This is a genomic window from Stenoxybacter acetivorans DSM 19021 (assembly GCF_000745895.1).
Lineage (GTDB): Bacteria > Pseudomonadota > Gammaproteobacteria > Burkholderiales > Neisseriaceae > Stenoxybacter > Stenoxybacter acetivorans.
Map to the genome: position 1 here is coordinate 13,024 of NZ_JQKE01000019.1, position 24,025 is coordinate 37,048.

The 24,025-nt window shown below is 46.8% G+C and carries 23 protein-coding genes and 2 tRNA genes; 10 read left to right on the forward strand and 15 right to left on the reverse strand.

From position 1 onward, the window contains the following. Positions 1–160 precede the first annotated feature (160 nt). Positions 161–988 carry a basic amino acid ABC transporter substrate-binding protein gene (locus Q384_RS03305; protein ID WP_037585982.1) on the forward strand — a complete coding sequence of 276 codons (828 nt, stop codon included), beginning with the start codon at positions 161–163 and terminating at the stop codon, positions 986–988. Between the two features lie 373 nt (positions 989–1,361). Continuing rightward, entirely contained in the window at positions 1,362–1,853 is a 492-nt protein-coding gene (locus Q384_RS03310; protein WP_037585952.1) for a DUF1841 family protein, read from the forward strand. An 89-nt stretch (positions 1,854–1,942) separates the two neighbouring features. On the opposite strand, the gene Q384_RS13150 is transcribed toward Q384_RS03310, so the two are convergent. Together Q384_RS13150 and Q384_RS03315 are read right to left on the reverse strand one after the other, a co-directional pair. After that, entirely contained in the window at positions 1,943–2,092 is a 150-nt protein-coding gene (locus Q384_RS13150) for a hypothetical protein (protein ID WP_156956420.1), read from the reverse strand. A gap of 221 nt (positions 2,093–2,313) precedes the next feature. After that, positions 2,314–2,390 (reverse strand) — tRNA-Met (locus Q384_RS03315). Between the two features lie 172 nt (positions 2,391–2,562). Here Q384_RS03315 and hslV point away from each other — a divergent pair. Both hslV and hslU read left to right on the forward strand, forming a co-directional pair. Continuing rightward, entirely contained in the window at positions 2,563–3,105 is a 543-nt protein-coding gene (gene hslV, locus Q384_RS03320) for an ATP-dependent protease subunit HslV (protein ID WP_037585953.1), read from the forward strand. 70 nt (positions 3,106–3,175) lie between these two features. Then, the gene (hslU, locus tag Q384_RS03325; RefSeq protein WP_037585954.1) at positions 3,176–4,513 is read left to right on the forward strand and encodes an ATP-dependent protease ATPase subunit HslU; all 1,338 of its coding nucleotides are present in this window, start codon (positions 3,176–3,178) and stop codon (positions 4,511–4,513) included. Positions 4,514–4,648: 135 nt separating this feature from the next. Here hslU and Q384_RS03330 read toward each other — a convergent pair whose 3' ends face one another. From Q384_RS03330 to Q384_RS03340, 3 genes are all read right to left on the reverse strand, one after another. After that, positions 4,649–5,818, reverse strand: coding sequence for a 5-(carboxyamino)imidazole ribonucleotide synthase (locus tag Q384_RS03330; RefSeq protein WP_037585956.1), 1,170 nt, complete (start codon positions 5,816–5,818; stop codon positions 4,649–4,651). Positions 5,819–5,848: 30 nt separating this feature from the next. After that, positions 5,849–7,981, reverse strand: coding sequence for an ATP-dependent DNA helicase DinG (dinG, locus tag Q384_RS03335; RefSeq protein WP_037585983.1), 2,133 nt, complete (start codon positions 7,979–7,981; stop codon positions 5,849–5,851). Between the two features lie 61 nt (positions 7,982–8,042). Further along, complete coding sequence (locus tag Q384_RS03340) at positions 8,043–8,522, reverse strand: DUF3465 domain-containing protein (protein WP_037585957.1); 480 nt, start codon at positions 8,520–8,522, stop codon at positions 8,043–8,045. Between Q384_RS03340 and Q384_RS14475 the strand changes: the two genes are divergently transcribed. Beyond that, positions 8,521–8,946 carry a pentapeptide repeat-containing protein gene (locus tag Q384_RS14475; RefSeq protein ID WP_169740828.1) on the forward strand — a complete coding sequence of 142 codons (426 nt, stop codon included), beginning with the start codon at positions 8,521–8,523 and terminating at the stop codon, positions 8,944–8,946. The two genes, Q384_RS03340 and Q384_RS14475, sit on opposite strands and share 2 nt — an antisense overlap. A 172-nt stretch (positions 8,947–9,118) precedes the next feature. Here Q384_RS14475 and Q384_RS03350 read toward each other — a convergent pair whose 3' ends face one another. Further along, positions 9,119–10,150: a pseudouridine synthase gene (locus tag Q384_RS03350; RefSeq protein WP_037585959.1), complete on the reverse strand. Its 1,032-nt coding sequence runs from the start codon at positions 10,148–10,150 to the stop codon at positions 9,119–9,121. 266 nt (positions 10,151–10,416) lie between these two features. Between Q384_RS03350 and Q384_RS13160 the strand changes: the two genes are divergently transcribed. Beyond that, entirely contained in the window at positions 10,417–10,581 is a 165-nt protein-coding gene (locus Q384_RS13160; protein ID WP_156956422.1) for a hypothetical protein, read from the forward strand. A 22-nt stretch (positions 10,582–10,603) separates the two neighbouring features. Here the strand turns inward: Q384_RS13160 and scpB are convergent, their stop codons facing one another. The 3 genes from scpB to Q384_RS12575 all read right to left on the reverse strand — a co-directional run bounded on the left by scpB (position 10,604) and on the right by Q384_RS12575 (position 12,717). Continuing rightward, positions 10,604–11,167 carry an SMC-Scp complex subunit ScpB gene (gene scpB / locus Q384_RS03355; protein WP_037585984.1) on the reverse strand — a complete coding sequence of 188 codons (564 nt, stop codon included), beginning with the start codon at positions 11,165–11,167 and terminating at the stop codon, positions 10,604–10,606. Positions 11,168–11,169: 2 nt separating this feature from the next. Next, the gene (ylqF, locus tag Q384_RS03360) at positions 11,170–12,102 is read right to left on the reverse strand and encodes a ribosome biogenesis GTPase YlqF (RefSeq protein ID WP_037585960.1); all 933 of its coding nucleotides are present in this window, start codon (positions 12,100–12,102) and stop codon (positions 11,170–11,172) included. A gap of 180 nt (positions 12,103–12,282) precedes the next feature. Then, the gene (locus tag Q384_RS12575) at positions 12,283–12,717 is read right to left on the reverse strand and encodes an Sbal_3080 family lipoprotein (RefSeq protein WP_051940371.1); all 435 of its coding nucleotides are present in this window, start codon (positions 12,715–12,717) and stop codon (positions 12,283–12,285) included. A 97-nt stretch (positions 12,718–12,814) separates the two neighbouring features. On the opposite strand from Q384_RS12575, the gene radA reads away from it, so the two are divergent. Then, the gene (gene radA / locus Q384_RS03370) at positions 12,815–14,185 is read left to right on the forward strand and encodes a DNA repair protein RadA (protein ID WP_037585961.1); all 1,371 of its coding nucleotides are present in this window, start codon (positions 12,815–12,817) and stop codon (positions 14,183–14,185) included. A gap of 40 nt (positions 14,186–14,225) precedes the next feature. Further along, positions 14,226–15,710, forward strand: coding sequence for a cardiolipin synthase (cls, locus tag Q384_RS03375; protein WP_037585987.1), 1,485 nt, complete (start codon positions 14,226–14,228; stop codon positions 15,708–15,710). 23 nt (positions 15,711–15,733) lie between these two features. Here cls and Q384_RS03380 read toward each other — a convergent pair whose 3' ends face one another. The 4 genes from Q384_RS03380 to Q384_RS03395 all read right to left on the reverse strand — a co-directional run bounded on the left by Q384_RS03380 (position 15,734) and on the right by Q384_RS03395 (position 18,370). After that, positions 15,734–16,156, reverse strand: coding sequence for a hypothetical protein (locus tag Q384_RS03380; protein WP_156956423.1), 423 nt, complete (start codon positions 16,154–16,156; stop codon positions 15,734–15,736). A 130-nt stretch (positions 16,157–16,286) separates the two neighbouring features. After that, on the reverse strand, positions 16,287–16,841 hold the full coding sequence (locus tag Q384_RS03385; RefSeq protein ID WP_245608498.1) for a DUF2062 domain-containing protein: 555 nt from the start codon (positions 16,839–16,841) through the stop codon (positions 16,287–16,289). Positions 16,842–16,936: 95 nt separating this feature from the next. Further along, a complete protein-coding gene (pth, locus tag Q384_RS03390; protein ID WP_037585965.1) occupies positions 16,937–17,524 on the reverse strand; it encodes an aminoacyl-tRNA hydrolase in 588 nt (195 codons plus the stop codon). Positions 17,525–17,797: 273 nt separating this feature from the next. Beyond that, positions 17,798–18,370, reverse strand: coding sequence for an adenine phosphoribosyltransferase (locus tag Q384_RS03395; protein WP_037585989.1), 573 nt, complete (start codon positions 18,368–18,370; stop codon positions 17,798–17,800). A gap of 244 nt (positions 18,371–18,614) precedes the next feature. Between Q384_RS03395 and Q384_RS03400 the strand changes: the two genes are divergently transcribed. Both Q384_RS03400 and Q384_RS03405 read left to right on the forward strand, forming a co-directional pair. Then, a complete protein-coding gene (locus tag Q384_RS03400; RefSeq protein WP_245608499.1) occupies positions 18,615–20,840 on the forward strand; it encodes a RelA/SpoT family protein in 2,226 nt (741 codons plus the stop codon). Positions 20,841–21,170: 330 nt separating this feature from the next. Next, a tRNA-Glu gene (locus tag Q384_RS03405) sits at positions 21,171–21,246 on the forward strand. A gap of 24 nt (positions 21,247–21,270) precedes the next feature. Here Q384_RS03405 and Q384_RS12580 read toward each other — a convergent pair. Together Q384_RS12580 and argS are read right to left on the reverse strand one after the other, a co-directional pair. Further along, positions 21,271–22,149 carry a GIY-YIG nuclease family protein gene (locus Q384_RS12580; protein ID WP_051940373.1) on the reverse strand — a complete coding sequence of 293 codons (879 nt, stop codon included), beginning with the start codon at positions 22,147–22,149 and terminating at the stop codon, positions 21,271–21,273. A gap of 52 nt (positions 22,150–22,201) precedes the next feature. Continuing rightward, positions 22,202–23,920 (reverse strand): arginine--tRNA ligase, encoded by a 1,719-nt coding sequence (argS, locus tag Q384_RS03415; RefSeq protein ID WP_037585966.1) that lies wholly within the window; start codon positions 23,918–23,920, stop codon positions 22,202–22,204. Positions 23,921–24,025 lie beyond the last annotated feature (105 nt).

Genomic DNA, 24,025 nt, shown 5'->3' on the forward strand with positions numbered 1-24,025 from the left:
TCCTGCTCTGTATATGGCGGCTGATTTTTAAAATCACAGCGTTTTTACCTTGTGGTATCAGCGATACTGCGATGTTTGAAACACGCCTTGCTTTTACAATGAAACCATCACGATATGGGCAAACCAAGAAAACAAATCAACCAAAAAAGGATTTATGATTATGTTAAGCACTAAATTAACCACCTCTTTGGCTGCATTGGCAGCAGTATTTGCCTTGAGCGCGTGTTCGGGTGAAAGCAGTGCGCCAGCAGCAAGCGCAGAAGGCACAGCTTCTGTTGCGGCGGTTGACAGCGGTAAAGTTTATATGGTGGCAACAGATGCCACTTATGCGCCGTTTGAATTTGAAGAAAATGGTCAGGTAACCGGTTTTTCACATGATTTGCTGAGTGCCGTTGCGGAAAAAGCGGGCATTAAAGTGCAATTTAACAATACGCCGTGGGAAGGTATTTTCGCCACACTGGGCAAGGGCGATGCAGACATTATTTCTTCCAGTGTTACCATCACCGATGAACGCAAGCAGCAAATGGATTTCTCCGATCCGTATTTTGAAGCCACTCAAATGATTGTTACCGGCGACAAAGGCAGCAGCATCAAATCATTTGCCGATTTAAAAGGCCGCCCCGTATCCGTACAAAACGGCACAACAGGGGATTTGGTGGTGCAGGATTTGTTTGGCAAAGACAGCACAAACATCAAACGCTTTGAATCCATGCCGCTGGCATTGCAAGAACTCATGGCAGGCGGTGTTGATGCTTCCGTTGGCGATAACGGTGTGGTTCAAAATTTCGTAAATAACAATCCCGATGTTAAATTAAATACCTTGGTTGATCCGAGCTTTGAAAAAGAATCTTATGGTTTCGCTGTGAAGAAAGACCGCCCCGATGATCTTCTGAAAAAACTGAATGAAGGCATCGCCGCTGTGAAAGCAGACGGTACTTATGACCAAATTTATACCAAATGGTTTAGCACCAATTCAGCGGCTAAGTAAAAACCAATCATTGATTTGATTAAAACTAAAGAGTAAAACCTGCGTTCAAGCAAATGAACGAAACGGTTTTACTCTTTTTTTGTTGAATTGATGGCTTGAGTATTGTGGGAAAGCATAAAACCGTAAACAAATGCGTTATCAAATCAGTTTTTAATGCTTTGTTATGGCAAAGATGTGCACCTTTACTGTCTCAGGCTGCCTGAAAGAGTAAGGGTGCGTTATTGAAAAATACGAAATAACCCATTGTTTACGTGTGCATCAAAAAATAGATTTGAAGCCGCTTTACAGACCCGTTTTTAACAGCGTATGCGACATTGCTGCTTGACTGTGGCATACTTTGGTTAATCTTCTTTTATTCGTATTCTGTTTTTTTATGTATGATGTAAACACCACCGATGTTCGCCGATTTTTCGCACAAGTCTGGCAGCAACGCCCGCAGCCGCAAACTTTAGATGCCTTACAGCAAAAAGCCTTGCGCATTATTCAGGCGCACCCCGAATACCATACTTATTTGGCACATTGGGAACGTTATTTGGATCACACATGGACACCGGAAGCAGGTGAAACCAATCCATTCTTGCATATGTCGCTGCATTTATCGATACAAGAACAAGCCGCCATTGATCAACCTTTCGGTATTGCCGATATTCATCGGCAATTGTGTGCCAAGCACAATGATGATTGGGTTGCCGCTGAACATGAGATGATGGAGGCATTGGCAGAAACCATTTGGCAGGCACAGCGTTACGGGCAAGGCTTAGATGTTAATGCCTACATCACCCGTTTGCGGCGGCTTGTGGATTTGGGGCAGGAAGACGAGGCGCGTATCAATCCGCATGAAGCGGCAACACAGGGAACAGTGTAAACCGCTGTATGGTGGCAATTGCCAAACATTTCATGCCGTAATATGCTTGTTTAAAGCAGGAGTTGATACTGTTTTTGGGCGCAAATACTTTAAACGCTTTCTTTCAAGACTTGATACAGAGTGGGGCTGCTGACGCAATGGGCAGCCGCCAAATCAGAAATGTACACATTTTTTTGTGCAAAGCCGCCCTGTTTCTTGACGCTGATGCGGCAGTAAACGGGTTTTTTGTAGATGTTCATGACAGTATTTTCCTATAAATACGGTAAACAACGCTGGAAATTCTTACAGTTAAGAAAATAAGAAAATCAAAATGAGTGTACGAAGAAAAAACCAACAACTCATTATCTTCGGCTTCTACGGTATAAACAGAGAAAACAAAGGACGAAAAAAACCGCAAGTTAGTAATAACTTTGCGATTCTTATTTTTAAGGACTGATACAAATGCCTTAAAACACTGAATTGGTTGCGGGGGCAGGATTTGAACCTACGACCTTCGGGTTATGAGCCCGACGAGCTACCATGCTGCTCTACCCCGCGTCTGAAGAACTGCTCATTATACAGAGTGTGTTTTTTATGTCAAGTTTATTTTTCAGAGAATAGATGCCGCTGTTGTCGGTTTTGTTTGGGAGCAGCGGAACGTTCTTCTTGAAATCACCAACAACGCCCTTATCTGGCAGACCATACGCAAAAACCTGAAAGGACGAAACCGATGCAACAATTTGACGGCACTACCATTGTCTCCGTGCGCCGCGGTGATGATGTGGCGATTGGCGGCGATGGTCAAGTAACTTTGGGTAATACTGTCATCAAGGGCAGTGCGCGTAAAGTGCGGAAACTCTACAACAATAAAGTGCTGGCAGGTTTTGCCGGCGGCACTGCCGATGCGTTTACCTTGATTGAATTGTTTGAAAGCAAGTTACAAAAACATCAAGGCAAACTGATGCTGTCTGCCATTGAATTGGCAAAAGAATGGCGCACTGATCGCGCTTTGCGCCGCTTGGAAGCCATGCTGATTGTTGCCGACAAACACAATACGTTGGTTATTACCGGCAATGGCGACGTATTAGAACCGGAACACGGCATTGCCGCGATTGGTTCGGGCGGTGCGTTTGCACAATCAGCAGCGCGTGCCTTGGTAGAAAATACCGAATTGCCGCCTGAAATTGTGGTGAAAAAATCTTTAGAAATTGCCGGAGATATTTGTATTTACACCAACCAAAACCACACCATTGAAACCCTGAAGCACGAATAAGCATGGCTTTTCAGACAGCCTGTTACGGTATGCTTACCCTTCCAGAATTTTCGTGAAAGAAACCGCATTCATGACTACAGCCATTATGACACCGCACGAAATTGTGCATGAATTAGATAAAAACATCATCGGGCAAAACAAAGCCAAGCGCGCTGTTGCTGTGGCATTGCGCAATCGCTATCGCAGAAGCCGTGTTGCAGAGCCGCTACGCAGTGAAATTGTACCCAAAAATATTTTAATGATCGGACCAACCGGCGTGGGTAAAACCGAAATCGCTCGCCGTTTGGCACGTTTGGCAAATGCCCCGTTTATCAAAATCGAAGCCACTAAATTCACGGAAGTGGGTTATGTCGGGCGCGATGTGGACAGCATTGTGCGTGATTTGATTGAAATTGCCCTGAAAAATATACGCCAAGAAGCAATCGCCAAAAACCGTGCCCGTGCGCAAGACGCGGCAGAAAATCGTGTATTGGACGCTTTGCTGCCGCCGCCTCGCCAAGTGGGTTTTTCCGGAGAATCAGCAGAACCTGCGGAAGATGGTCATACTCGCCAAAAATTTCGGCAAATGTTGCGCAAAGGCGAGTTAGACGAAAAAGAAATTGATATTGACATTGTTGCCGCACATTCCGCTTCCTTATCCATTATGGGTCCGCCGGGCATGGAAGAGTTCACAGGGCAATTGCAGGAAATGCTTGCGGGTATGGGCAAACACAAAACCAAAACCCAAAAAATGAAAATTTCCGTTGCCATGAAGATGCTGGTGGACGAAGAAGCGGCAAAACTCGTGAATGAAGACGAATTGCGAGAACAAGCCGTGGACGCTGTGGAGCAGAATGGTATTGTGTTTTTGGACGAAATCGACAAAATCGCTGCCGACAGTGATCGGCGCGGCGGCGATGTGTCGCGTCAAGGTGTGCAGCGCGATTTACTGCCCTTGGTGGAAGGGACGACCATTCAAACCAAATACGGCATGATTAAAACCGATCATATTTTATTTATTGCCTCAGGCGCGTTTCATTTGAGCAAACCCAGTGATTTGATTCCCGAGTTACAAGGGCGTTTCCCGATTCGTGTGGAGTTGGATAATTTAAATGTAGAGGATTTTAAAGCCATTCTTACCGGCACAGATGCCAACCTTACCCGCCAATACCAAGCCTTGCTGGCAACTGATGATATGCAGCTGACTTTCACTGACGACGGCATTGCCCGCTTGGCAGAAATTGCCTATCGGGTGAACGAGAAGACTGAAAATATCGGTGCGCGCCGTTTGCATACGGTTATGGAAAAACTGTTGGAAGATGTATCATTTAACAGCACTGCGGGTGAAACAGTCATTGATGCAGCATATGTCAATGAGCGTTTACAAGACATTGCCGAGAGTGAAGATTTGGCGAGGTATGTGTTGTAAGCATCTGTCTTGCCATTGACCAATCGTGGTTCAATAAATACAGGCTGCCTGAAAAACCATTCAGGCAGCCTGTATTGTTGTGTATTGTGTTGATGTTGGCGAATGACACTGCATCATCAATAGTGTGTTGAAAAATCAGATTGGTTTTTCCGGTTTTTCAGCCAGTTTGCGATGCAGTTCTTTGGCTGATGTATATGCCGAGCCGGCATTATCGGACAATACCGTGTAATGCCCCATTTTTCGTCCTGCGCGCGCGGTTTTTTTGCCGTATAAATGCAAATAAACATTTGTTGGCTGCAAGAGAATTTGCCAATTGGGTTCGTTGTTCTCATACCAAAGATCACCCAAAATATTTGCCATGCAGCAGGGCGATAATAAATGGGTGTCGGCGGGCGGCAAGCCGCACATTAACCGTACTTGTTGCTGGAATTGGTCGGTGCTGCAAGCGTCTAAGGTGTAATGCCCTGAATTGTGCGGGCGCGGTGCAATTTCGTTGATAACCAAATTTTCGTCTTTGCCGACAACAAACATTTCCACTGCCAACACGCCCACATAATCCAGTGTGTCTGCCAAGCGGCAAGCCAGCTGCTGTGCTTGTTGCTGCAGGTTTTCAGGCAGCCGCGCAGGGACAGTGGAATAAGCCAAAATGCCGCATTCGTGTTGATTTTCGGCGCAAGGAAAACACGCGATGTTGTCGCTGTTTAAACGGCACACCACCACCGAAATTTCAGTGTGCAAATCCAGCTTTTGTTCCAATACACAGCGCACTGAGCCCATTTTGGTGAAGGCTTCGGTTAATTCAGGCAGGCTATTGATTTGCGCTTGCCCTTTCCCGTCATAGCCCAAAGTGGCGGTTTTCAAAATACCCGGCAGTAAAGCGGTGCAATCATCATTGATGTCGGCAAGGCAGCGAATTACCCGATAAGGCGCGGTGGGTAAACCTGCTTTGCGTATCCATGCTTTTTCCTGTTCACGATCTTGCGCAATGGCAACACAATCTCCCGAGGGCGATACCCGTGTTGTCAATGCCAGCTGCCGCATGGCATCAGCACTGACATTTTCAAATTCGGTGGTAACAGCGGCACATTTTGCCAATTGCGTCAAAGCCGTGGCATCGTCAAACGGCGCACACAAATGGGTGTCGGCAAATTCTGCGGCAGGAGCGTTTGGATCGGGGTCCAGTACGGTAACGCGGTAGCCCAAGGTTTTGGCGGCAATGGTGAACATGCGTCCCAATTGTCCGCCGCCCAGAATACCCAGCATGGCGGGCGGTAAAATAGAGAGTGTGGTGTGGTTTGTTGTCATGGAGGGTTTGCTGAATCAAATAAATATGGGTTAGCCAATGCGCCGAAACGCGGGCAAACAGGCAAGCATTTGTTTGCCGTAACGGGCGGTGAGAATGCGTTTGTCTAAAATGGTGATGCGCCCGTAATCCGATTCGGTGCGGATTAAGCGGCCAACGGCTTGCACCAATTTGATGCTGGCTTCGGGAACGGTGATTTCGATAAAAGGGTTGCCGCCGCGCTGCTCAATCCAGCGGCTTTGGGTTTTTTCAATGGGGTTATCGGGCATGGCAAACGGCAGTTTGGCAATAATAACTTGTACACAAGCATCACCGGGCAAATCCAGCCCTTCGGCAAAGCTGTCTAAACCAAAAATAATACTGGCACGGCCGGCGGCAATGGCTTCGCGGTGTTGGGTCAATAAGCGGTTTTTGGGTAAATCGCCTTGTATCAGCAACAGCGGCAAGTGGCTTTCAGGCAGCTTGAGTGCCACCTCTTGCATTTGTTTGCGTGAGGAAAACAGCACCAATGTGCCAATGGCTTCATCGGCATGAATTAACTGAGGCAGCCATTGTGCCACTTCGGCGGTGTGCGCTGCGGCATCTTTTGGGCTGGCAATTAACGGCGGAATATACAATTCACCCTGTTTGGAAAAATCAAACGGGCTTTCCAGCGTCAATGTTTCGGTTTCAGGCAGTAGGCATAAACCGGTTTGACGGAGCAATAAATCAAAATTACCCAAAGAGCGTAATGTCGCTGAGGTTAATACGGCTCCGGCGGCTTGCCGCCACAAACCATTAACAAGAGATGCGGCGGCACTCACCGGCGATGCGTGAAATATGTAATCGGGCTTATCGGTTGTTTTGCGTGTAACCCATTTTGCCAGCGGTGCTTCATCTTCGGCAGTGGTGGTGGCGAATAATGACCACACCGCTTCAACTTGCTCTGCACGTGCCAGCATTAATCCCAATTCGGTGGTAAGGCGGTCAAGAAGCAGGTTGTCTTGTCCTTTGTCGCGCCGTGCGGCGGATAAAGCATCATTTAAGCCGTTGAGATTTTTCAGTAAAGCACGTGCGGATAACAGGGTGTTGTTTACCAATGCCGCTAAATTTTCGGGAACAGTGCCGTCTTGCCACAGCCAAGTTGATTCATTGGTATCGGCGTGTGCAGACAGTTCCGGTGTGTCTGCCAAGTAAAACAGCCATTCTTGCAGACTTTCCAACAGCGATGAGGCGGCTTCATCGGCTAAATTTGCCAATTCGGTTTTGTCGGTAACGGCGGCAATTTTATTGGTAACGGTAGCAATGCGTTCGCTGAACCATAAGGCTTGATTCAGACTGTGTTCAGCGGCAAATTGGCTCAAGGCTTTTTTGGGCAGATGATGTGCTTCGTCAATGCAGTAAAACGCATTGGCTGGCGCAGGTAAAATCACGCCGCCGCCCATGCCGATGTCTGCCAGTAATAAATCGTGATTGGCAACCACCACATCAACATTTTCCAAAGTTTCCCGTGCCAGAAAAAACGGACATTCTATGCGATTGGGACAGGCGGTTTTCAGGCAGCCGTGCCGATCATTGGTGATTTTAAACCACACGGTGTCATCAATGGCTTCTTGCCAAGTGTCGCGGTCGCCGTTAAAACGGCGTTCATGAAACGCGTCTGCCAAATCGCGCAGCAGTGCCAATTCGTTGGGTTTGGGCTTGCTTTCCCACAGTACACTCGGTGTTTCAAAACCGGCTAAACTTTCTTGGGCATGGCTTTGGGTTAGCTGATACAGTTTGTAAGGACACAAATAACGCCCGCGTCCTTTTGCCAGTGCAAAGCTCAGCTGTAAACCGCTGTGTTGTACCACAAACGGTAAATCACGCCCCACCAGCTGTTCTTGCAGCGCAACGGTGGCACTGCTGACCACCAATTTTTTGCCGCGTGTTTGTGCCATGATGCCGCCGGCAAGCAAATACGCCAAACTTTTGCCCACACCTGTGGGACCTTCAATCACGGCAATGCTCTCACCGTCGCGTACGACAGTTTCTTCACCTTCTTGACGATTTTTACTGCGTGAGAACGCATTCGCCACAGCCGCCAGCATTTGCCGCTGTGCCGTACGCGGGCGGAAATTCGGCAAGTTGCCGGCAATGGTTTGATAATGTTCGCGTATCGCGTTTTTTTCCGTATCGGTGAGCATGGACGGGTTTAATTGTTCCATTTTTAATTTAAAACGGTACTGCCAAGCGGCGCATTATAAATCATTGATAACGCTGTCCGCGAAATTCCAGCCAGCCGCCTTCGTGTCTGTTATTGGGGTCGTGATGCGTCCAATGAATCACACCGCCTTGCGGGCTGTATTCGTATTCACCGAAAAATGCCACTTCATCGCCTTTTTTCAGATTGGGTAAACGCGGCGCAAGGTCAATGTTGTGGGCAATCAAGACGGTTTGTTGGTTGTCTAATTTGACAATGAAACGTTGATGGCGTGAGCCTTTGTTGTCGTCGGGCAGGGTTTTGCTGACAAGCCCTTTACCCAAGACTTGCACATTGCTGCGCTGTTGAGTAAAGGCTTGATAAATAGCGTTGTTGCTGCTGTTTGATGTGTTTGCTGCGGTTTTATCGGGCAATACGGCATTGATGGTTTGATTGACTTTTGGGTGGCTTTTGATTTGGTCGCCAAATTTATCCCACAGCAAAAAGCCAATGATTGCCAAAAAAATCAGGGTGCGTAGATTCATGATAATTTATCTAATTTATTATGATGGTTTATTTGCGGCGCGGCTGTCTCGGTGCAGAAAAGCGCGGCGGTTGATTGGGTTGTTTGAAGTAGGGGCGGTTGTTGCCGGGTCTGGTATTCATATTAGGACGGTCAATATTGGGACGGTCAATATTGGGACGGTCAATATTGGGACGGTCGATATTGGGACGGTCAATGTTGGGACGGTCGATATTGGGACGGTCAATATTAGGACGGTCAATATTAGGACGGTCAATATTAGGACGGTCAATATTAGGACGGTTTGGGCGGTGGAAGTTGTGGTGATTGCCAGGGCGCGGGCGGACGATAATCGGGCGATTCGGGCGGACAGGGCGGATATACGTTGGATAATAGGTATCCGTTTGCCAATAGCCATTGCCGCTGCCGCCGCTGATGTTTACTGAATAATCGGGGTAAACGACGGCAGAACGTTCTGAGTACGGATAATACATGCACGCAGACAGACCCAACAAAACAGCCAACAGGCAGTATGTTTTGATATTCATGATATTATTCCTTTCAGATAAATTCTGCCGCAGGCATTCAGGCAGCCTTTGGCAAGTATTCAGGCAGCCTTTAACGGCGGCGGCTGCCGGGTACGGGTAAATCTGCCCAGCGCATGATGTTGGCAACCTCAAATTGATTCAACTCATAGTATTGTCCGCGTTTCAGGCGGTTGGGCAGGGCAATAGGGCCAAAACGCACGCGCACCAAACGGCTGACAGTCAATCCTTGACTTTCAAACAAGCGGCGTATCTCGCGGTTTCGCCCTTCTTTAATCATCACGTTGTACCAGCGGTTTACGCCTTCTCCGCCTTCTTCACGCAAAGAATCTGCTTTTGCCAAACCATCTTCCAGCATAACACCTTGCAATAACAGCTGTTTTTGTTCATCACTCAAACTGCCCAATACGCGCACGGCGTATTCACGCTCCACTTCAAAACTGGGGTGAGCGAAGCGGTTTACCAAATCGCCTGAAGTGGTCAAAATCAGTAAGCCGCTGGTATTGATGTCCAAACGGCCGATACTGACCCAACGGCTGCTGTCTGCTTGCGGCAAGCGGTCAAATACACTGACACGGCCTTGCGGATCGTCTCGGCTGACAATCTCGCCTTCTTGTTTGTAATACAGCACGATGCGCGGCAAACGATCCGGCCATTTGATTTTAATGGCTTGCCCGTTTATGGTTACTTCATCTTGCGGGCTGATTTTGTCGCCCAGCTGTGCTGTTTTGCCATTGACGCGAACGCGTCCTTGCGCAATCCATTCTTCCATTTCACGGCGAGAGCCTGCGCCGGAAGCCGCCAGTGCTTTTTGCAAACGTTCGGGAGGCAAAGAATCGGTATCGAAACGTTGTTTTTTTAAATCTCGGGAACGTTCTTGAATGGCTTGACTGGGGCTGCGTACTGCCAATTTTTTGGCACGGCTGACCCGTTGTTTGGGTGCGGCAACGGTTGTATTGGCAGTTTTGGTGTTTTTCAGGCTGCCTGAATGCGTTGTATTCGGTTTGGTATTGGATTTAACCGTGGACTTTGCCGTTGTTGGGCGCGGTTTTTTGGCAACGCCATCACGCTGTTGGCGTTTGGTTAAGGGTTTGGTTTTATTCATGCTTTGACTCCAATTCGTTGAAAACGAATTCTTCTGCGGCACAATGACGGCAGGGTGGGCTTAAAAAATTAATGAAAAACGAAAAGTTTACTTTGGGTATTCTACTATCAGTAGAAAGGGTATGGATAGGTATTTTGTATAATACATTGTATTTATTTAATTTTATTTAAGTATAAATATCATATTTAAAGATTTTAAAATTTTTTACGGGAATTTTAGATCAAAAAAGGATTGGGTATTTTTATCGAAAAAACAGCAGTTTTTATATGAATTTGCTGATGATTAGTGGTGCAATTTTTGTATTGTTGGGTTTGGAGGCTCAACCATTATGGGAATGTTTTTACCGTATGGTATTTGGCTGTGGTTTAACTTTGGTTGCCGTTTATATCGGTTCACAATATGGCAGCCGAAAAATGGCATTGTCGGTGTAGCGGCATCACTTAATTTGATTGCTTATTCAACGGGCGGCAATGCTTCCGGCAACACCAATTCACCTAATTCCGTCAGCGGCGGCAGTTGGTTTAAATGGTTTAATTGAAAATCACTTAAAAACGTCTGCGTTGTTCCCCACAAACCAGGGCGGCCTAAGACATCGCGCCGCCCAACGATTTCAATCCAGCCGCGATCTTGTAAGGTTTGCATCACCTGTGTGGAAACCGACACACCGCGAATGGCTTCGATGTCGCTGCGGGTAACCGGCTGGCGGTAGGCGATAATCGCTAAAGTTTCCATAACGGCGCGTGAATAACGCGGAATGCGCTGCTCCGCCAAATTGCCCAGCTGTTCAAATGCGGCAGGGGCTGCCTGAAAACGCCAGCCGTTTGCCGTTTGTGTGAGTTGTAAGGCGCGGTTTTGCCAACGCTGCTGCAATGCTGCCAAAACATCAATCAGTTTGTCTTGTGATAAGGGCGGCTCGCATAATTGACGCAATTGTTTATCATTCAATGCTTCCGCTTGGGTAAGCAGTGCGGCTTCAATCAGGGCTTCGGCGCAAGGCGGTGAATGCGGTGCGGTCATATTCATGAAACTTGACCTTTGCGCAAGGCTTGGCGTGCTTGGCGTTCGGCTTTGAGTGCGGCTTCGCGCTGCTGTGCTTGTTTCAGCCAAACAGCCCATTGATTGGGTGTTTCCAAAGTGATGCGGCCGATTAAGCCATCGCGAAAATCGGTTAATACACGCTCCGCTGCTTTTTGGTAATCCACGCGTCCGCCGCTTAACAATGCGCCGCGCTTTTTGCCGGCACACTCCAGCCAATCGCTGTCAAGCCAATGCGGGCTGCTGCTTAAATCGGCTTGATAACGTGCTTGCAATAAAGGTAAATAATGACGGCGCAAATAATCAAGTAAAGCCAATGCCACGGTTTCTTCGTCCAAAGCATTGCGCCCAACGGCGCCGCTTGCTGCCAGATTATAGCCCGCCTCTTCAACAATGATTTTCGGCCATAACATGCCGGGGGTGTCGTAGAGCCAAAAATCGTCGGCTAAAAACAGGCGTTGTTCCGACTTGGTGATGCCAGGTTCATTGCCGGTTTTCGCGCTTTTTTTGCCCAACATACCGTTAATTAATGTGGACTTGCCCACGTTGGGAATGCCGCAAATCATTACACGCAACGGCTTATCCAGCCCTCGTCGGTGGGGCAGTAATTCTCGGCAAGCGGCAATTAACTTTTGGGTTACGTGTTTGTCGGTGGCATCAACCGCCAAGGCACGGGTATTGGGGCGGGATTGATAATCCGTCAGCCAAACAGCTGTCCGTTCAGGGTCTGCCAAATCTTGTTTATTGAGTATTTTTAAGGTTGGTTTGCCTTTTGCCAATTGTGCCAGCAATGGGCTGGCAGAAGAAGCGGGTAAACGGGCATCCAATACCTCAACCACCATATCCACGCTTTTCAGCCGTTCTGTAATGGCTTTTTTGGCTTTGTGCATATGACCGGGATACCATTGGATCGCCATGGTTTGTGTCTTTCTGAATGATTGAAAATGGTTACCGCAATGGGCGGTAACCACCGCCCCTTATTTGGTTAATATTGAATATTGTTTCAGGCTACCTGTAAAACCAATGCTGACTGATGTTTACGGTAAATGGTTTGATTTTATGATTGGCTGGCAGCCATTGCCGATTGAAACAATTGCTTACAAGCCAACGCGTTTTTTCTTATTCAGCAAGGCATCAATAATCGGATTCATTTTTTCGGCAACCGTATCGTTAATGCCATTGCTGGATCTGGAAAGATTTTTGTATTCAGCAAAAGCGATTTGCTGTTGGTTTTCCCAAAGCCTTAATTCGGCACGCGCCATACGCATTTGACCATTCCATGTACGGCGGGCGGTATAGGTTAATTGATAAGGACAGGCAGCCGTATCGGCATTATCCACCAATGTGGAAGCAATGCCGTGATACTGTAAACGTTGCTGCAACACATCGGTAAAACCCGATACCATTACCTTGGGATTTTTAACAATACATACATTATTAATTTGGTTTGCTTTACCTTCAGCCAAAGGCTGAGTCGTGCCCGCGCAGGCGGCCAAAGCCAACACCAAGCTCACAGTGAATAAGCGTTTCATTTTGTTGTCCTTTATGAGGGATAAGGTATCGCATTATAACGGCTTTCAGGCAGCCTGTTATAATCGAATCCATTTTCAGCCTCCAATCATCTATATTATGGCAAAAGCAAAAAACCAATACCAATGCACTGCTTGCGGCGGTACATCGCCGAAATGGCAGGGACGGTGTCCGCATTGCGGCGAATGGAATACTTTGGAAGAAACCAGCGTATTGCCTCCGCCGAGTAATCAGCGTTTTCAATCATGGGCGGCGGAAGAAGGCAAGGTACAAAATTTGGCACAGGTTACTGCCGTTGAAGTGCCGCGCAGTGCGGTGGGCATGAGCGAGCTGGATCGGGTATTGGGCGGCGGTTTGGTGGACGGTGCGGTGATTCTGTTGGGCGGCGACCCCGGTATCGGCAAATCGACTTTATTGCTGCAAGCTGCTGCGAAAATGGCAAAAACCATGCGTGTATTGTATGTGTCGGGTGAAGAGTCGGCGCAGCAGGTGGCATTGCGGGTACAACGCTTAGACGTCGATGCGGAAGGGGTGCAATTGCTGGCAGAAATTCGCTTGGAAGCGATTATTGCCGCTTTGCGTCAGCACCAGCCCAAAGTGGCGGTGATTGATTCCATTCAAACGCTGTATTCCGACAACATCACTTCTGCGCCCGGTTCGGTGTCGCAGGTGCGTGAGTGTGCGGCGCAATTAACGCGCATGGCAAAACAAATGGGCATTGCCATTATTTTGGTGGGGCATGTTACCAAAGACGGATCAATCGCGGGGCCTCGTGTATTGGAACACATGGTGGATACGGTGTTGTATTTTGAAGGTGATACGCATTCCAGCTACCGCATGATACGTGCCATTAAAAACCGTTTTGGTGCGGCAAATGAGTTGGGTTTGTTTGCGATGACCGAGCGCGGCTTGAAAGGCGTTTCCAATCCGTCGGCGATTTTTTTGTCAAGCTACCGCGATGATGTGCCGGGTTCTTGCGTGTTGGTAACACAAGAGGGATCTCGCCCGCTGCTGGTGGAAATTCAAGCCTTGGTGGACGATGCACACGGGTTTACCCCAAAACGGCTGACGGTGGGTTTGGCGCAGGAACGCTTGGCGATGCTGTTGGCAGTGTTAAACCGTCATGCCGGTATTGCCTGCTTTGATCAAGATGTGTTTTTAAACGCGGTGGGCGGTGTGAAAATCAGTGAACCCGCCGCTGATTTGGCGGTGATTCTGGCAATGCTTTCCAGCTATCGCAACCGTCCTTTGCCGGAAAAAATGGTGGCATTCGGCGAAGTTGGTTTGTCCGGTGAAGTGCGCCCTGTGGCGCGCGGGCAGGAGCGATTGCGCGAGGCGGAGAAACTGGGATTTACTCATGCCATTGTGCCGAAAGCCAATTTACCGCGCCAAAAAAGTGATTTTCCGAAATTGAATATTGTTGGTGTGGAATCTTTGCAGCAGGCAGTTGATGCGATTCGCGCCGACTGAAAAAAGTAATTTTGTTGATGTTCGATTGGGAAAAATAACTATGTTGTTTTCTGTTGCTTGGGGAGAAGTGCTGCTGGCTGCCCATTTTGTTTTGGTGTTGGCATTGGCGATTCGTGTGTTGTATCGGCAGCGTGATATTGGCGTGAGTGTGGCGTGGCTGGTGGTGTTGTTCAGTTTTCCTTTAATTGGGGTGATTGCTTATTTGCTGGTGGGTGAGCCGCGGCTGAGTAAAACACGGCTGAACCGGCAAGAAGAAATGACGCAGTTTTTCCGCGAATTCAGCCGCCAATTGCTGTTAAGCGGTCAGCAAATCGAACAAAAACTTGATGAAAATTATCGCGGCATGAGTGTTGCAGCCGCAGGGACAACCGGATTGATGCCGACTGCCGATAACAGTATGGTGTTGCTGGATACCGATGAAACCATTCTCGCTGCCATGAAGCAGGATATTCAGGCAGCCAAACACAGTTGTTTATTGGCGTTTTACATTATTGATGCACAAGGCGCAGTGCAGGATTTGTTGGAAGCGGTGGTTCAGGCGGCTCAGCGTGGGGTGGTGTGCAGTATTGTGGCTGATGCCGTTGGCAGTGCTGCTTTTTGGCGCAGTGCGTGGATAAGCCGATTGCGCATGGCGGGAGTTACTTTAACCGAGGCGTTGCCCGTGCGCTTGTGGCGCAGTTTGTTTGTGCGCGCCGATTTGCGTAATCACCGAAAAATCATGGTGATTGATAAAAGCGTGGCTTATATTGGCAGTTTTAATTTGGTGGATGCCCGTTATTTTAAACAAAAAGCAAATGTTGGGCAGTGGGTTGATGTGATGATGCGTTGTGAAGGCAGCGTGGTTGATGCTTTGGCAGCGGTATTTGCGGTGGATATGGCGGTGGAAACCGAGGAAAATTTTAAAAAAGTGCAGCTTTGGCTGGCTGAATACGGTAAAAGCTCCCTGAAACTGCCGTGTGCGTCAGAAACAAGCCAATCCAATATCACAACACAAGTGATTCCGTCAGGACCCGGTCAAGGTGATGCGGTTTACACCGCGATTATTTGCGCTGTTTATGCTGCTGCACACAGCATCACCATTACCACGCCGTATTTTGTGCCGGATAATACATTGCTGCTGGCTTTAACCACAGCGGCACAGCGCGGGGTGGCGGTTACTTTAATTGTGCCAAAAGCAGTGGATTCTGTATTGGTGAAATATGCTTCACGTGCTTACTATCCGCGCCTGTTGAAAGCCGGTGTAAAAATTGCCTTGTTTCACGGCGGATTGCTGCATGCCAAAACGTTAACCATTGATGAAAAATATACTTTATTCGGCACGGTTAATATGGATATGCGCAGTTTTTATCTGAATTTGGAAATCAGTTTGGCGATTTATGATGCTAATATAACCCGTGAAATCAAAGCATTGCAGAATAAATATCTACAAGATTGTCATTGTGTTGAGCTGAAAGCATGGCAGGCGCGTGCCAAATGGTGGCGGCTGCCTGAAAACATCGTGCGCCTGTTCAGCCCTTTGCTGTAAAACCGATTTTATTTTGAATGGCTTTAAAATAAATTATCCAGTATTTCTTTGGGTTTTGCCGCTGCGTTTTGCTTGGTGTTGGTCGGTAAAACGGGCGTACCTGCCGGTGTGGACGGCGAGGTGTTTCCTGTTGGTTTGGCTGTGTTGTAAGTACCGCTTGCTGCCGCATTCTGTGAATCGGGTGTGTAAACCGGTATGGCTTGGTTGGCACCGGCGGGTTTGAGTGTTTCCACTGTGGTACTTGCCGAGCTGGTATCTGAGGCCTTCAATGTATCATCAACCCGGCTTAAGGCAAGCCATGCACTGATTACAAAACCAGTTGCCACAACAAACAATAAAATCAATAAACCTAAAAAAATCTTGGCAATTAAACTCATGCCTGTTTTATTTCTGCTTATTTTGTCGGTTTCGTTTGTTATCGTGTTGTCATCGGGGGAAGAAGACATGGCAGGGACCTCAGAAATGGTTGTCAGAAATGTTGGTTGGTAATCTTCAAATACGGATTTAAACTGCTGCTTAAAATTTTTGTATGGGCAGCGCATTATAAACCCGAATGTGGATTTTTTTTATCATTATTCAGGATAAATGCGCACGGGTTCGTTGTTTCCACAGTGTGTACCAACGCCATGACCACCAGACAACGGTATAGCCGATGAGTGCGAAAATCGCGCCCAAAATGGGTACGCCCACCAGCAAGGGTTTACCGAATTGCAACAACCACAACCAAACATCTTGCCAATAATGTGTGCTGTGCCAATCGGGAAAAATCAAGGCGGTATCAGGTTGCTGTTGATACAAAAGCCAATGTCCGATGTGGTAGGCAACGTAATACAAAGGGAAAAAAGTAAATGGGTTGGTGTAGAGTGTGGTCAGCACTGCCAGAGGCAAGTTGGTGCGCCGCGCATAAGCTGCCAATAAGGCACTGATCATTTGCGTGGGTGCGGGCAGAAGACCGCAAAACAAGCCGATGGCAACGGAGGAAGCCGCTTTACGGCGGTTTAAATGCCAGAATTCAGGTTTATCAAACCAAGGGGCTAACGGTTTGAGCCAGCGAGAAGCGAAAATGGCTTCTTGTGTGGGCATTTTTTGCCGCCAACGCTGTAATACATCAGAGAGTTTGAATGAAGCCACAGGCAATCTTTAATGTTGGTTGCGTCAAAGTAACGGAAAATTGTGTTTTTAATGATACAAGTTCTTTTTTGCATTCGTCCGTTTTGAGCAATAATTTACTCGTTTTTATCACTGTGCAATTGCTGCTGTGCGGCGGCGAAATCGCCCGTAATTAATAAAGGTAAGGTTTCTTGGGCGGTGATGATGGCTTTATTGATGCGTTCACGCTCTTCTTGGCGCGGTGCATTCAAAACATAGTTTACGACCAAGTGCTTTTCTCCCGGGTGGTCAATGCCAAAACGCAAACGGCAAAAATCAGGTGTTCCCAATTGCGCTTGAATGTCTTTTAAACCGTTGTGTCCGCCGTTGCCGCCGCCTTTTTTGAAGCGTATCCGTCCGCAGGGAATGTCCAATTCATCGTGTACCGCCAGTATGGCATGCGGCGGGATTTTATAAAATGATGACAAGGCTTGTACTGCTCTGCCGGAATGGTTCATGTAGGTATTGGGTTTAAGCAGGTAAATATCGCTGCCATTGATGCGCGTTCGTGAAACATCACCGAAAAATTTCTTTTCTTCGCGCCAAACGGCTTTGTGTGATTGTGCAATGGCATCAATAAACCAGAAGCCGACGTTGTGGCGGGTGTCGGCATATTCGGCTCCGGGATTTCCTAAGCCGACAATGAGTTGAATGGCGGGTGTCATGATGTGTTTGATATTGGGTTGTGATTTTGAATACAAAAAATGGTGTCTGGTTTTTGGTATTTTTTTAATAAGGCTGCTGCGAGCAAAAAATCAGTAAGATGTTGTTTCTCGTTCTGTCTCGTCAGCAGGCGGATTACTGTACCTATTCTATTTTCGGTTTTGAGAATTGAAAAAGAGACAAAAATGCTTTCAGGCAGCCTAAAAAATAAAATTCATTTCTGTAATACCCAAAGAGTGGTTAAATTTTTGGTAATCTGAACGTAAATACATCAATCAAGCATCGCTGTGAATGCTGCCGTCGTTTTGATACAGAGTAAACAACGATACGCCTTCTTTACGGATATTCTCACCGCCGGGTAAATCGGTGAATTCTAAAATGGCAGCGGCTTCCAAAACCGTTGCACCCAAACGTTGAATGAGCTTGATGCCTGCCAGCATTGTGCCGCCGGTAGCCACCAAATCGTCCACCAGCAATACGCGCGCTCCTTTTTTAACGGCATCAGTGTGTATTTCGATGGTGGCTTCGCCGTATTCCAAAGCATAACTTTCCGAAACGGTGGTGAACGGGAGTTTACCTTTTTTGCGTATCGGCACAAAACCAACATTTAATTGATACGCCAATGCTGCGCCGATAATAAAGCCGCGCGCATCTAAGCCCGCCACAACATCAATTTCTTGCCCCATGTAGCGGTACACCAATAAATCCACCAGCAGACGAAAATGCCGCGGGCTTTGTAATATTGGGGTGATGTCGTGAAACAGAATGCCGTTTTGCGGCCAATGCGGGATTTTACGGATTTTGGCAGCAAGTGCCTCAACGCCCATGACTTCGGGATGTGTGAACATAAAAAAAGTGCCTTTGGCTGTTCGGAGTAATAAAGTTATCGTTAATTTGAATAAGACAAAAATATTGGCGCATGATAGCATTAAATGCTTATTTCAGGCAGATTTGGACGCAGTTGGTTGGGGGTGTACAGATGGTTCAAATAACGCGGGGTGCTGCATGAAAAATCAATCTTTCTGCAACAGGCTGCCTGAAAAAGCAAAAGCGTTTTGGTGTGATTGAGCGATTGCTTGGCAGTATAAAACAATGGATTCATTATCAATTATGGCACACATCACAGATACACCGACAACAGTGGCGGAAGACAGGGATTTTGATGCTTGGCTTCATGCTTATATTGAACATTCCACTGAGCAAGCGTATGAGCAGCTTCAGGCAGCCGGTCGTTTGGCACGGCAATACTATACCGATGAAATACGCACACAAGTGGGCGAGCCGGTTTGGCACAATGTGTCTGCCGCTGCCAAAATTGTTGCGGATATGGATTTGCTGCCGGACGCGGTTGCTGCTGTATTGCTGGTACATTTACCCAAGTGTTTGCCTGATTGGCAAACGGTGGTTACCGAAAATTGCGGTGAAAATGTTGTGCAATTGGTGCGTGGTCTGGATCAAGTACAGCGGCTGACTGAATTTGCCAGAGTTGATGCTTTGGCAACACCCGAAGAGCGGAAACAACAAGCCGAAGCCATGCGGCAAATGCTGCTGGCAATGGTGTCTGATATTCGTGTGGTACTGATTAAATTGGCACTACGCACGCGTACCATGGTGTATTTGGGGCATGTTCACAACGATGAGTTGAAACGCAGTATTGCCAAAGAAACTTTAGATATTTTTGCGCCTTTGGCAAATCGCTTGGGTGTGTGGCAGCTCAAATGGCAGTTGGAAGATTTGGGCTTTCGCCACCAGAATCCTGAAGAGTACAAACGTATCGCTTGTTTGCTGGACGAAAAACGGGTGGAGCGGCTGGAGTACATTGAGCATTTTGTGCAAACAGTAAAAAATGAATTGGCAAAGCTGAATGTGCATTGTGATGTGGCGGGCAGACCCAAACACATCTACTCTATTTACCGAAAAATGGTGAAGAAAAAGGTGGATTTCGACGGCTTGTACGATATTCGTGCTGTGCGTGTTTTGGTCGATACGGTTGCCGATTGTTATGCGACACTCGGGATTGTGCATAATTTGTGGCAGCCTGTTCCCGGGGAATTTGACGATTATATTGCGCACCCAAAAGCCAATGATTACCGAAGTTTGCATACTGTGGTGATTGGTCCGGAAGACAAGGGGGTGGAAATTCAAATCCGCACTTTTGATATGCATCGTTTTGCCGAATTCGGTGTGGCGGCACACTGGCGTTACAAAGAGGGCGGCAAAGGCAATAGTGCATATGAACAAAAAATTGCGTGGCTGCGGCAGCTTTTGGATTGGCGTGAAAACATGGCGGAATCCGAACGCGAAGATTTGGCAGGCGCGTTTCAAACTGAATTATTCAACGATACTATTTATGTATTAACGCCGCACGGTAAAGTATTTGCTTTGCCCATTGGCTCAACGCCGATTGATTTTGCCTATGCGTTGCACAGCGATTTGGGCAATCGCTGCCGAGGCGCAAAGGTGGACGGGCAAATTGTGCCGTTGTCCACACCATTGGAAAATGGTCAGCGTGTGGAAATTATTGCGGCAAAAGAGGGTGCACCTTCAGTCAATTGGCTGCATGACGGCTGGGTGAAAAGCCATAAAGCCATCGGCAAAATCCGCTCGTTCATTCGCCAGCAAAATGTTGAGTCAGTGCGTGAAAGCGGAAGGCATTTATTAGAAAAACAATTGCTTAAAATTCAGCCAAAACCCAATTTGCATAAGCTCACCGAAATTTTGGGTTTTGGAAAAATTGATGATTTATACACTGCCTTGGGTCAAGGGGAAGTATCTTCGCGCGCCATACAAAAAGCAGCCGGTACGCTGAATGAGCCGCCGCCCGCGCCCGTGAATGCCGAATCCATCGTGAAACGCAGTAAAATCAAAGAGCGTAAAAACGGGATTTTGGTGGATGGTGAAGGTGGGTTGTTCACTACTTTAGCCAAATGCTGCAAACCTGCGCCGGGTGATGATATTGTTGGCTTTGTTACCCGAGAGCGCGGCATTTCAGTGCATCGCCATTCATGCCCTTCTTTTTTGCAGTCGGCAAAACAAGCGCCGGAAAAAGTGATGAATGTTTCTTGGGCGGGGCAAGCAGACAACCAGGTTTTTGCCATTGATTTGGAAATCCGTGCACAAGACCGCAACGGGTTGCTACGCGATGTATCTGATGCATTATCACGCAATAAGCTGAATGTTACTGCGGTTCAAACCCAATCCAAAGATTTGGAAGCCATGATGCGTTTTACTTTGGAAATTAAGCAAATCAATGAATTACCCAGAGTCATGACGAGTTTGAATGATGTGAAAGGTGTGATTGAAGTCAGACGAGTGTGATTGCAGTGCAGCAATATAGTAAGAACCGCCTGATTTGTTCAGACGGCTCTTTGAATAATAGTTGAAATACAAACATATGGTTGTAAGGTTACCGTGTTGTTTACACATTATCAAATTTTTATTTTTTGAATTTCTGAGCATTTAAATATTGGTTAAATGTTTGATTATCATATTGGTTTTTCGTTTTTTCTGAATTGCTGTTGGATTGCCTTATTTTTCAGGGAGCAGCTTTGGGCGCAGCAAAAATATTATTCGGTTGTTCTTGCATATAAGTTAAGCACTGCATTGACAAATACAATTTACCCGCTTAGAATTCGCGCTCTTCTAAACGCGCCCATCGTCTAGAGGCCTAGGACACTGCCCTTTCACGGCGGCAACCGGGGTTCGAATCCCCGTGGGCGTGCCAGCTTATGCGTTGTGTATCCGTTTATTATTTTGCATTGTCTTTGCGATAACGTTCATCTAAAGTTTTTCCGTTTTCATCTTTCCATGTTTGCCAGCCATTAGAGCCGTTACGGGTTTGTGAGATGATTCGAACTGCCATTGACGGACTGGATATATGCAAATCCCGCATTAAAATTCTATTTTCAAATTCAAAATCATATTGATGATAACAAAAATCTGCTTTGGTTTCATCTGCAATGCGGCTTCCTTTTTGTAAGGTCATGCTGTTGTCGTTGGGGTGAAAAACAGCAGAAGCGTCTGCACCTGTTTTTTTGCTTTTAATATAAAAAACTGTATTTTTATATTCTTCACTTGGCTCATGAGTTATTGACGGAGATTTTGATGGTTTAGCCGATGTTTTGGATTTAGCCTTTTTTGATTTAAACACTTCAATACCAATTAAATCGAGCAACAGCAAGGTGTTGTCAATATAGTTTTCGTATTTTGTTTTTTCAAAACGGCTCACTTTAGGCGGGTTGCCTGATTTTTTATTGTCTATATGTAAAGTGGTAACCGACTTCGCTTTTTCAATTAATTGGTATTCAATATAATCAATTGCACTGCGATTAAATGAATCGTCTTTAGTGGTCAGTAAACAACATTTGCCCCACCATTCCTTGCCGTTTTCCGCATTATGCTGTTTAATACGCTTACTCAATTCACTGGCTTGTCCGATATAAACCTGTTCTTCCGACAATAAAAAATACACACCATAATGCTTGGTTTCTTCTTGGCTCAATAAAGTTTCTACTCTGACTCTGGGGCTGACAAACATAATACCATCCCACGCGCTGTCTTCAATTGTCATCAAACCGGATAAATCACCGTCTTCCAATAATAATTGAATGGTTTTTGCTGTTGGCATAAATATTATTCCTTTTGTTAAAATTGCCCCAAACCCAGAGTCTTTAATCGAATCACATCACTTCTAAAGTTTCAATTCCCAGCAATGCCAAGCCTTGTTTTAGAGTTGCCGCCGCTATTTTTGCCAATTGTAAACGGCTGTTTTTGGCTTGTGTATCGGCTTTTAATATTGGGCAGACTTCATAGAAGCGGCTGAATAAGGTTGCCACTTGGTATAAATAGGTTGCCAAATAATGCGGATACGCGGTGTCTGCCACGTTTTGCAAAACATCTTCAAATCGGAGCAATTCTAAGGCGAGTTGTTTTTCCAATGGTTCGGTTAAAACGATAGCGGCATTGGTATCCCACGTCTCTGCTTTGCGAAACACGCTTTGTACTCGGGTGTAGGCGTATTGCAAATAAGGGGCGGTATTGCCTTCGAATGACAACATTTGTTCCCAGTCGAATACATAATCGCTGGTTCGGTTTTTGCTCAAATCAGCGTATTTTATTGCGCCGATACCCACAACTTTACCAATGTGCTGCGCGTCTGTTTCGGGTAGATTTGGATTTTTACTGCGCACCAAGGCGGCGGCTCGTTCAATCGCCTCGTTTAATAAATCCACGAGTTTTACTGTGTCGCCGCTGCGGGTTTTGAATGGTTTGCCGTCTTTGCCCATCATGGTGCCAAACGGAATGTGTTCGGCGGCAATGTTTTCAGGCAGCCAGTCTGCTTTGCGGGCAACGGTAAATAATTCAGCAAAATGCAGGCTTTGGCGCGCATCCACCACATACAACAGGCGGTTTGCTTTGAGTTGATTCACACGATAACGGATACATGCCAAATCGGTGCTGGAATACAAAAAGCCGCCGCCTTTTTTTTGCACAATAAACGCCGCTGGTTCACCCTCTTGGTTTTTGAATTCATCTAAAAACACCACTTTCGCGCCATCGTCGTCCACTGCCAAACCTTTGGCTTGCAATTCGTCCACGGTTTCCTGAAGCTGGTTGTTGTAGGTAGATTCACCCATAACATCTTGTTCAGTAAGCAATAAGCCTAATTCAGCATAGACAGCTTGAGCATGTTGCAAAGACGCGGACACAAATCGCCGCCACAGTGCCAGCACAGTTTCATCGCCGCTTTGAAGCTTCACAACATAATCGCGGGCGGTGTCGGCAAAGGCGGGATCTTCGTCAAAACGCACTTTGGCTTGACGGTAAAATATTTCCAAATCAGCCAATGCCAAATCGGCATTACCCGCTTGCTGCTGCGCCACCAAATACGCCACCAGCATACCAAATTGTGTTCCCCAATCGCCGACATGGTTTTGTGCAATCACCCGATGCCCCAAAAACGACAAAACACGGTTAAGGCTGTCGCCGATAATGCTGGAGCGCAAATGCCCAACGTGCATTTCTTTGGCAAGATTTGGTGAGGAATAATCGATTACCACTGTTTGCGGTGATTCGGTTTTTTGAATGCTCAAATCAGGATTTAAGGCTGCCTGAAGCTGCTGTGCCAAAAATTCAGGTGATAAGCGCAAATTAATAAAACCGGGACCCGCCACTTCGGCATGCGTAATAATGGCGTTGTTTACCAATGTGTCTGCTACTTTTTGTGCCAATTCACGTGGGTTTTGTTTGAGTTTCTTCGCCGCACCCATAACGCCGTTGATTTGAAAATCACCAAAATCGGTGTTTTTAGCGGGTTGAAGGATAATTGGGTGCTCTGATAAACCGGCTTGGGTAAACGCTGCTTCAATTTCGGCGGTGATGCGTTGATGTAGTTTCATATGCTTAGTTGCTGTGATTGAGTTTGTGGGTTATGCAAGGCGTTATTTTACAATAAGCGTATGGGCAATAACGGATAAGGTATTAATGTTCGGCAACAGGGTGGG

Bases quoted from the DNA above. Each gene is read 5' to 3' on its own strand.
- Q384_RS03305 (WP_037585982.1), top strand. From the start codon at position 161: ATGTTAAGCACTAAATTAACCACCTCTTTGGCTGCATTGGCAGCAGTA.
- Q384_RS03310 (WP_037585952.1), top strand. From the start codon at position 1,362: ATGTATGATGTAAACACCACCGATGTTCGCCGATTTTTCGCACAAGTC.
- Q384_RS13150 (WP_156956420.1), bottom strand. From the start codon at position 2,092: ATGAACATCTACAAAAAACCCGTTTACTGCCGCATCAGCGTCAAGAAA.
- hslV (WP_037585953.1), top strand. From the start codon at position 2,563: ATGCAACAATTTGACGGCACTACCATTGTCTCCGTGCGCCGCGGTGAT.
- hslU (WP_037585954.1), top strand. From the start codon at position 3,176: ATGACTACAGCCATTATGACACCGCACGAAATTGTGCATGAATTAGAT.
- Q384_RS03330 (WP_037585956.1), bottom strand. From the start codon at position 5,818: ATGACAACAAACCACACCACACTCTCTATTTTACCGCCCGCCATGCTG.
- dinG (WP_037585983.1), bottom strand. From the start codon at position 7,981: ATGCTCACCGATACGGAAAAAAACGCGATACGCGAACATTATCAAACC.
- Q384_RS14475 (WP_169740828.1), top strand. From the start codon at position 8,521: ATGATAATTTATCTAATTTATTATGATGGTTTATTTGCGGCGCGGCTG.
- Q384_RS03340 (WP_037585957.1), bottom strand. From the start codon at position 8,522: ATGAATCTACGCACCCTGATTTTTTTGGCAATCATTGGCTTTTTGCTG.
- Q384_RS03350 (WP_037585959.1), bottom strand. From the start codon at position 10,150: ATGAATAAAACCAAACCCTTAACCAAACGCCAACAGCGTGATGGCGTT.
- Q384_RS13160 (WP_156956422.1), top strand. From the start codon at position 10,417: ATGAATTTGCTGATGATTAGTGGTGCAATTTTTGTATTGTTGGGTTTG.
- scpB (WP_037585984.1), bottom strand. From the start codon at position 11,167: ATGACCGCACCGCATTCACCGCCTTGCGCCGAAGCCCTGATTGAAGCC.
- ylqF (WP_037585960.1), bottom strand. From the start codon at position 12,102: ATGGCGATCCAATGGTATCCCGGTCATATGCACAAAGCCAAAAAAGCC.
- Q384_RS12575 (WP_051940371.1), bottom strand. From the start codon at position 12,717: ATGAAACGCTTATTCACTGTGAGCTTGGTGTTGGCTTTGGCCGCCTGC.
- radA (WP_037585961.1), top strand. From the start codon at position 12,815: ATGGCAAAAGCAAAAAACCAATACCAATGCACTGCTTGCGGCGGTACA.
- cls (WP_037585987.1), top strand. From the start codon at position 14,226: ATGTTGTTTTCTGTTGCTTGGGGAGAAGTGCTGCTGGCTGCCCATTTT.
- Q384_RS03380 (WP_156956423.1), bottom strand. From the start codon at position 16,156: ATGTCTTCTTCCCCCGATGACAACACGATAACAAACGAAACCGACAAA.
- pth (WP_037585965.1), bottom strand. From the start codon at position 17,524: ATGACACCCGCCATTCAACTCATTGTCGGCTTAGGAAATCCCGGAGCC.
- Q384_RS03395 (WP_037585989.1), bottom strand. From the start codon at position 18,370: ATGTTCACACATCCCGAAGTCATGGGCGTTGAGGCACTTGCTGCCAAA.
- Q384_RS03400 (WP_245608499.1), top strand. From the start codon at position 18,615: ATGGATTCATTATCAATTATGGCACACATCACAGATACACCGACAACA.
- Q384_RS12580 (WP_051940373.1), bottom strand. From the start codon at position 22,149: ATGCCAACAGCAAAAACCATTCAATTATTATTGGAAGACGGTGATTTA.
- argS (WP_037585966.1), bottom strand. From the start codon at position 23,920: ATGAAACTACATCAACGCATCACCGCCGAAATTGAAGCAGCGTTTACC.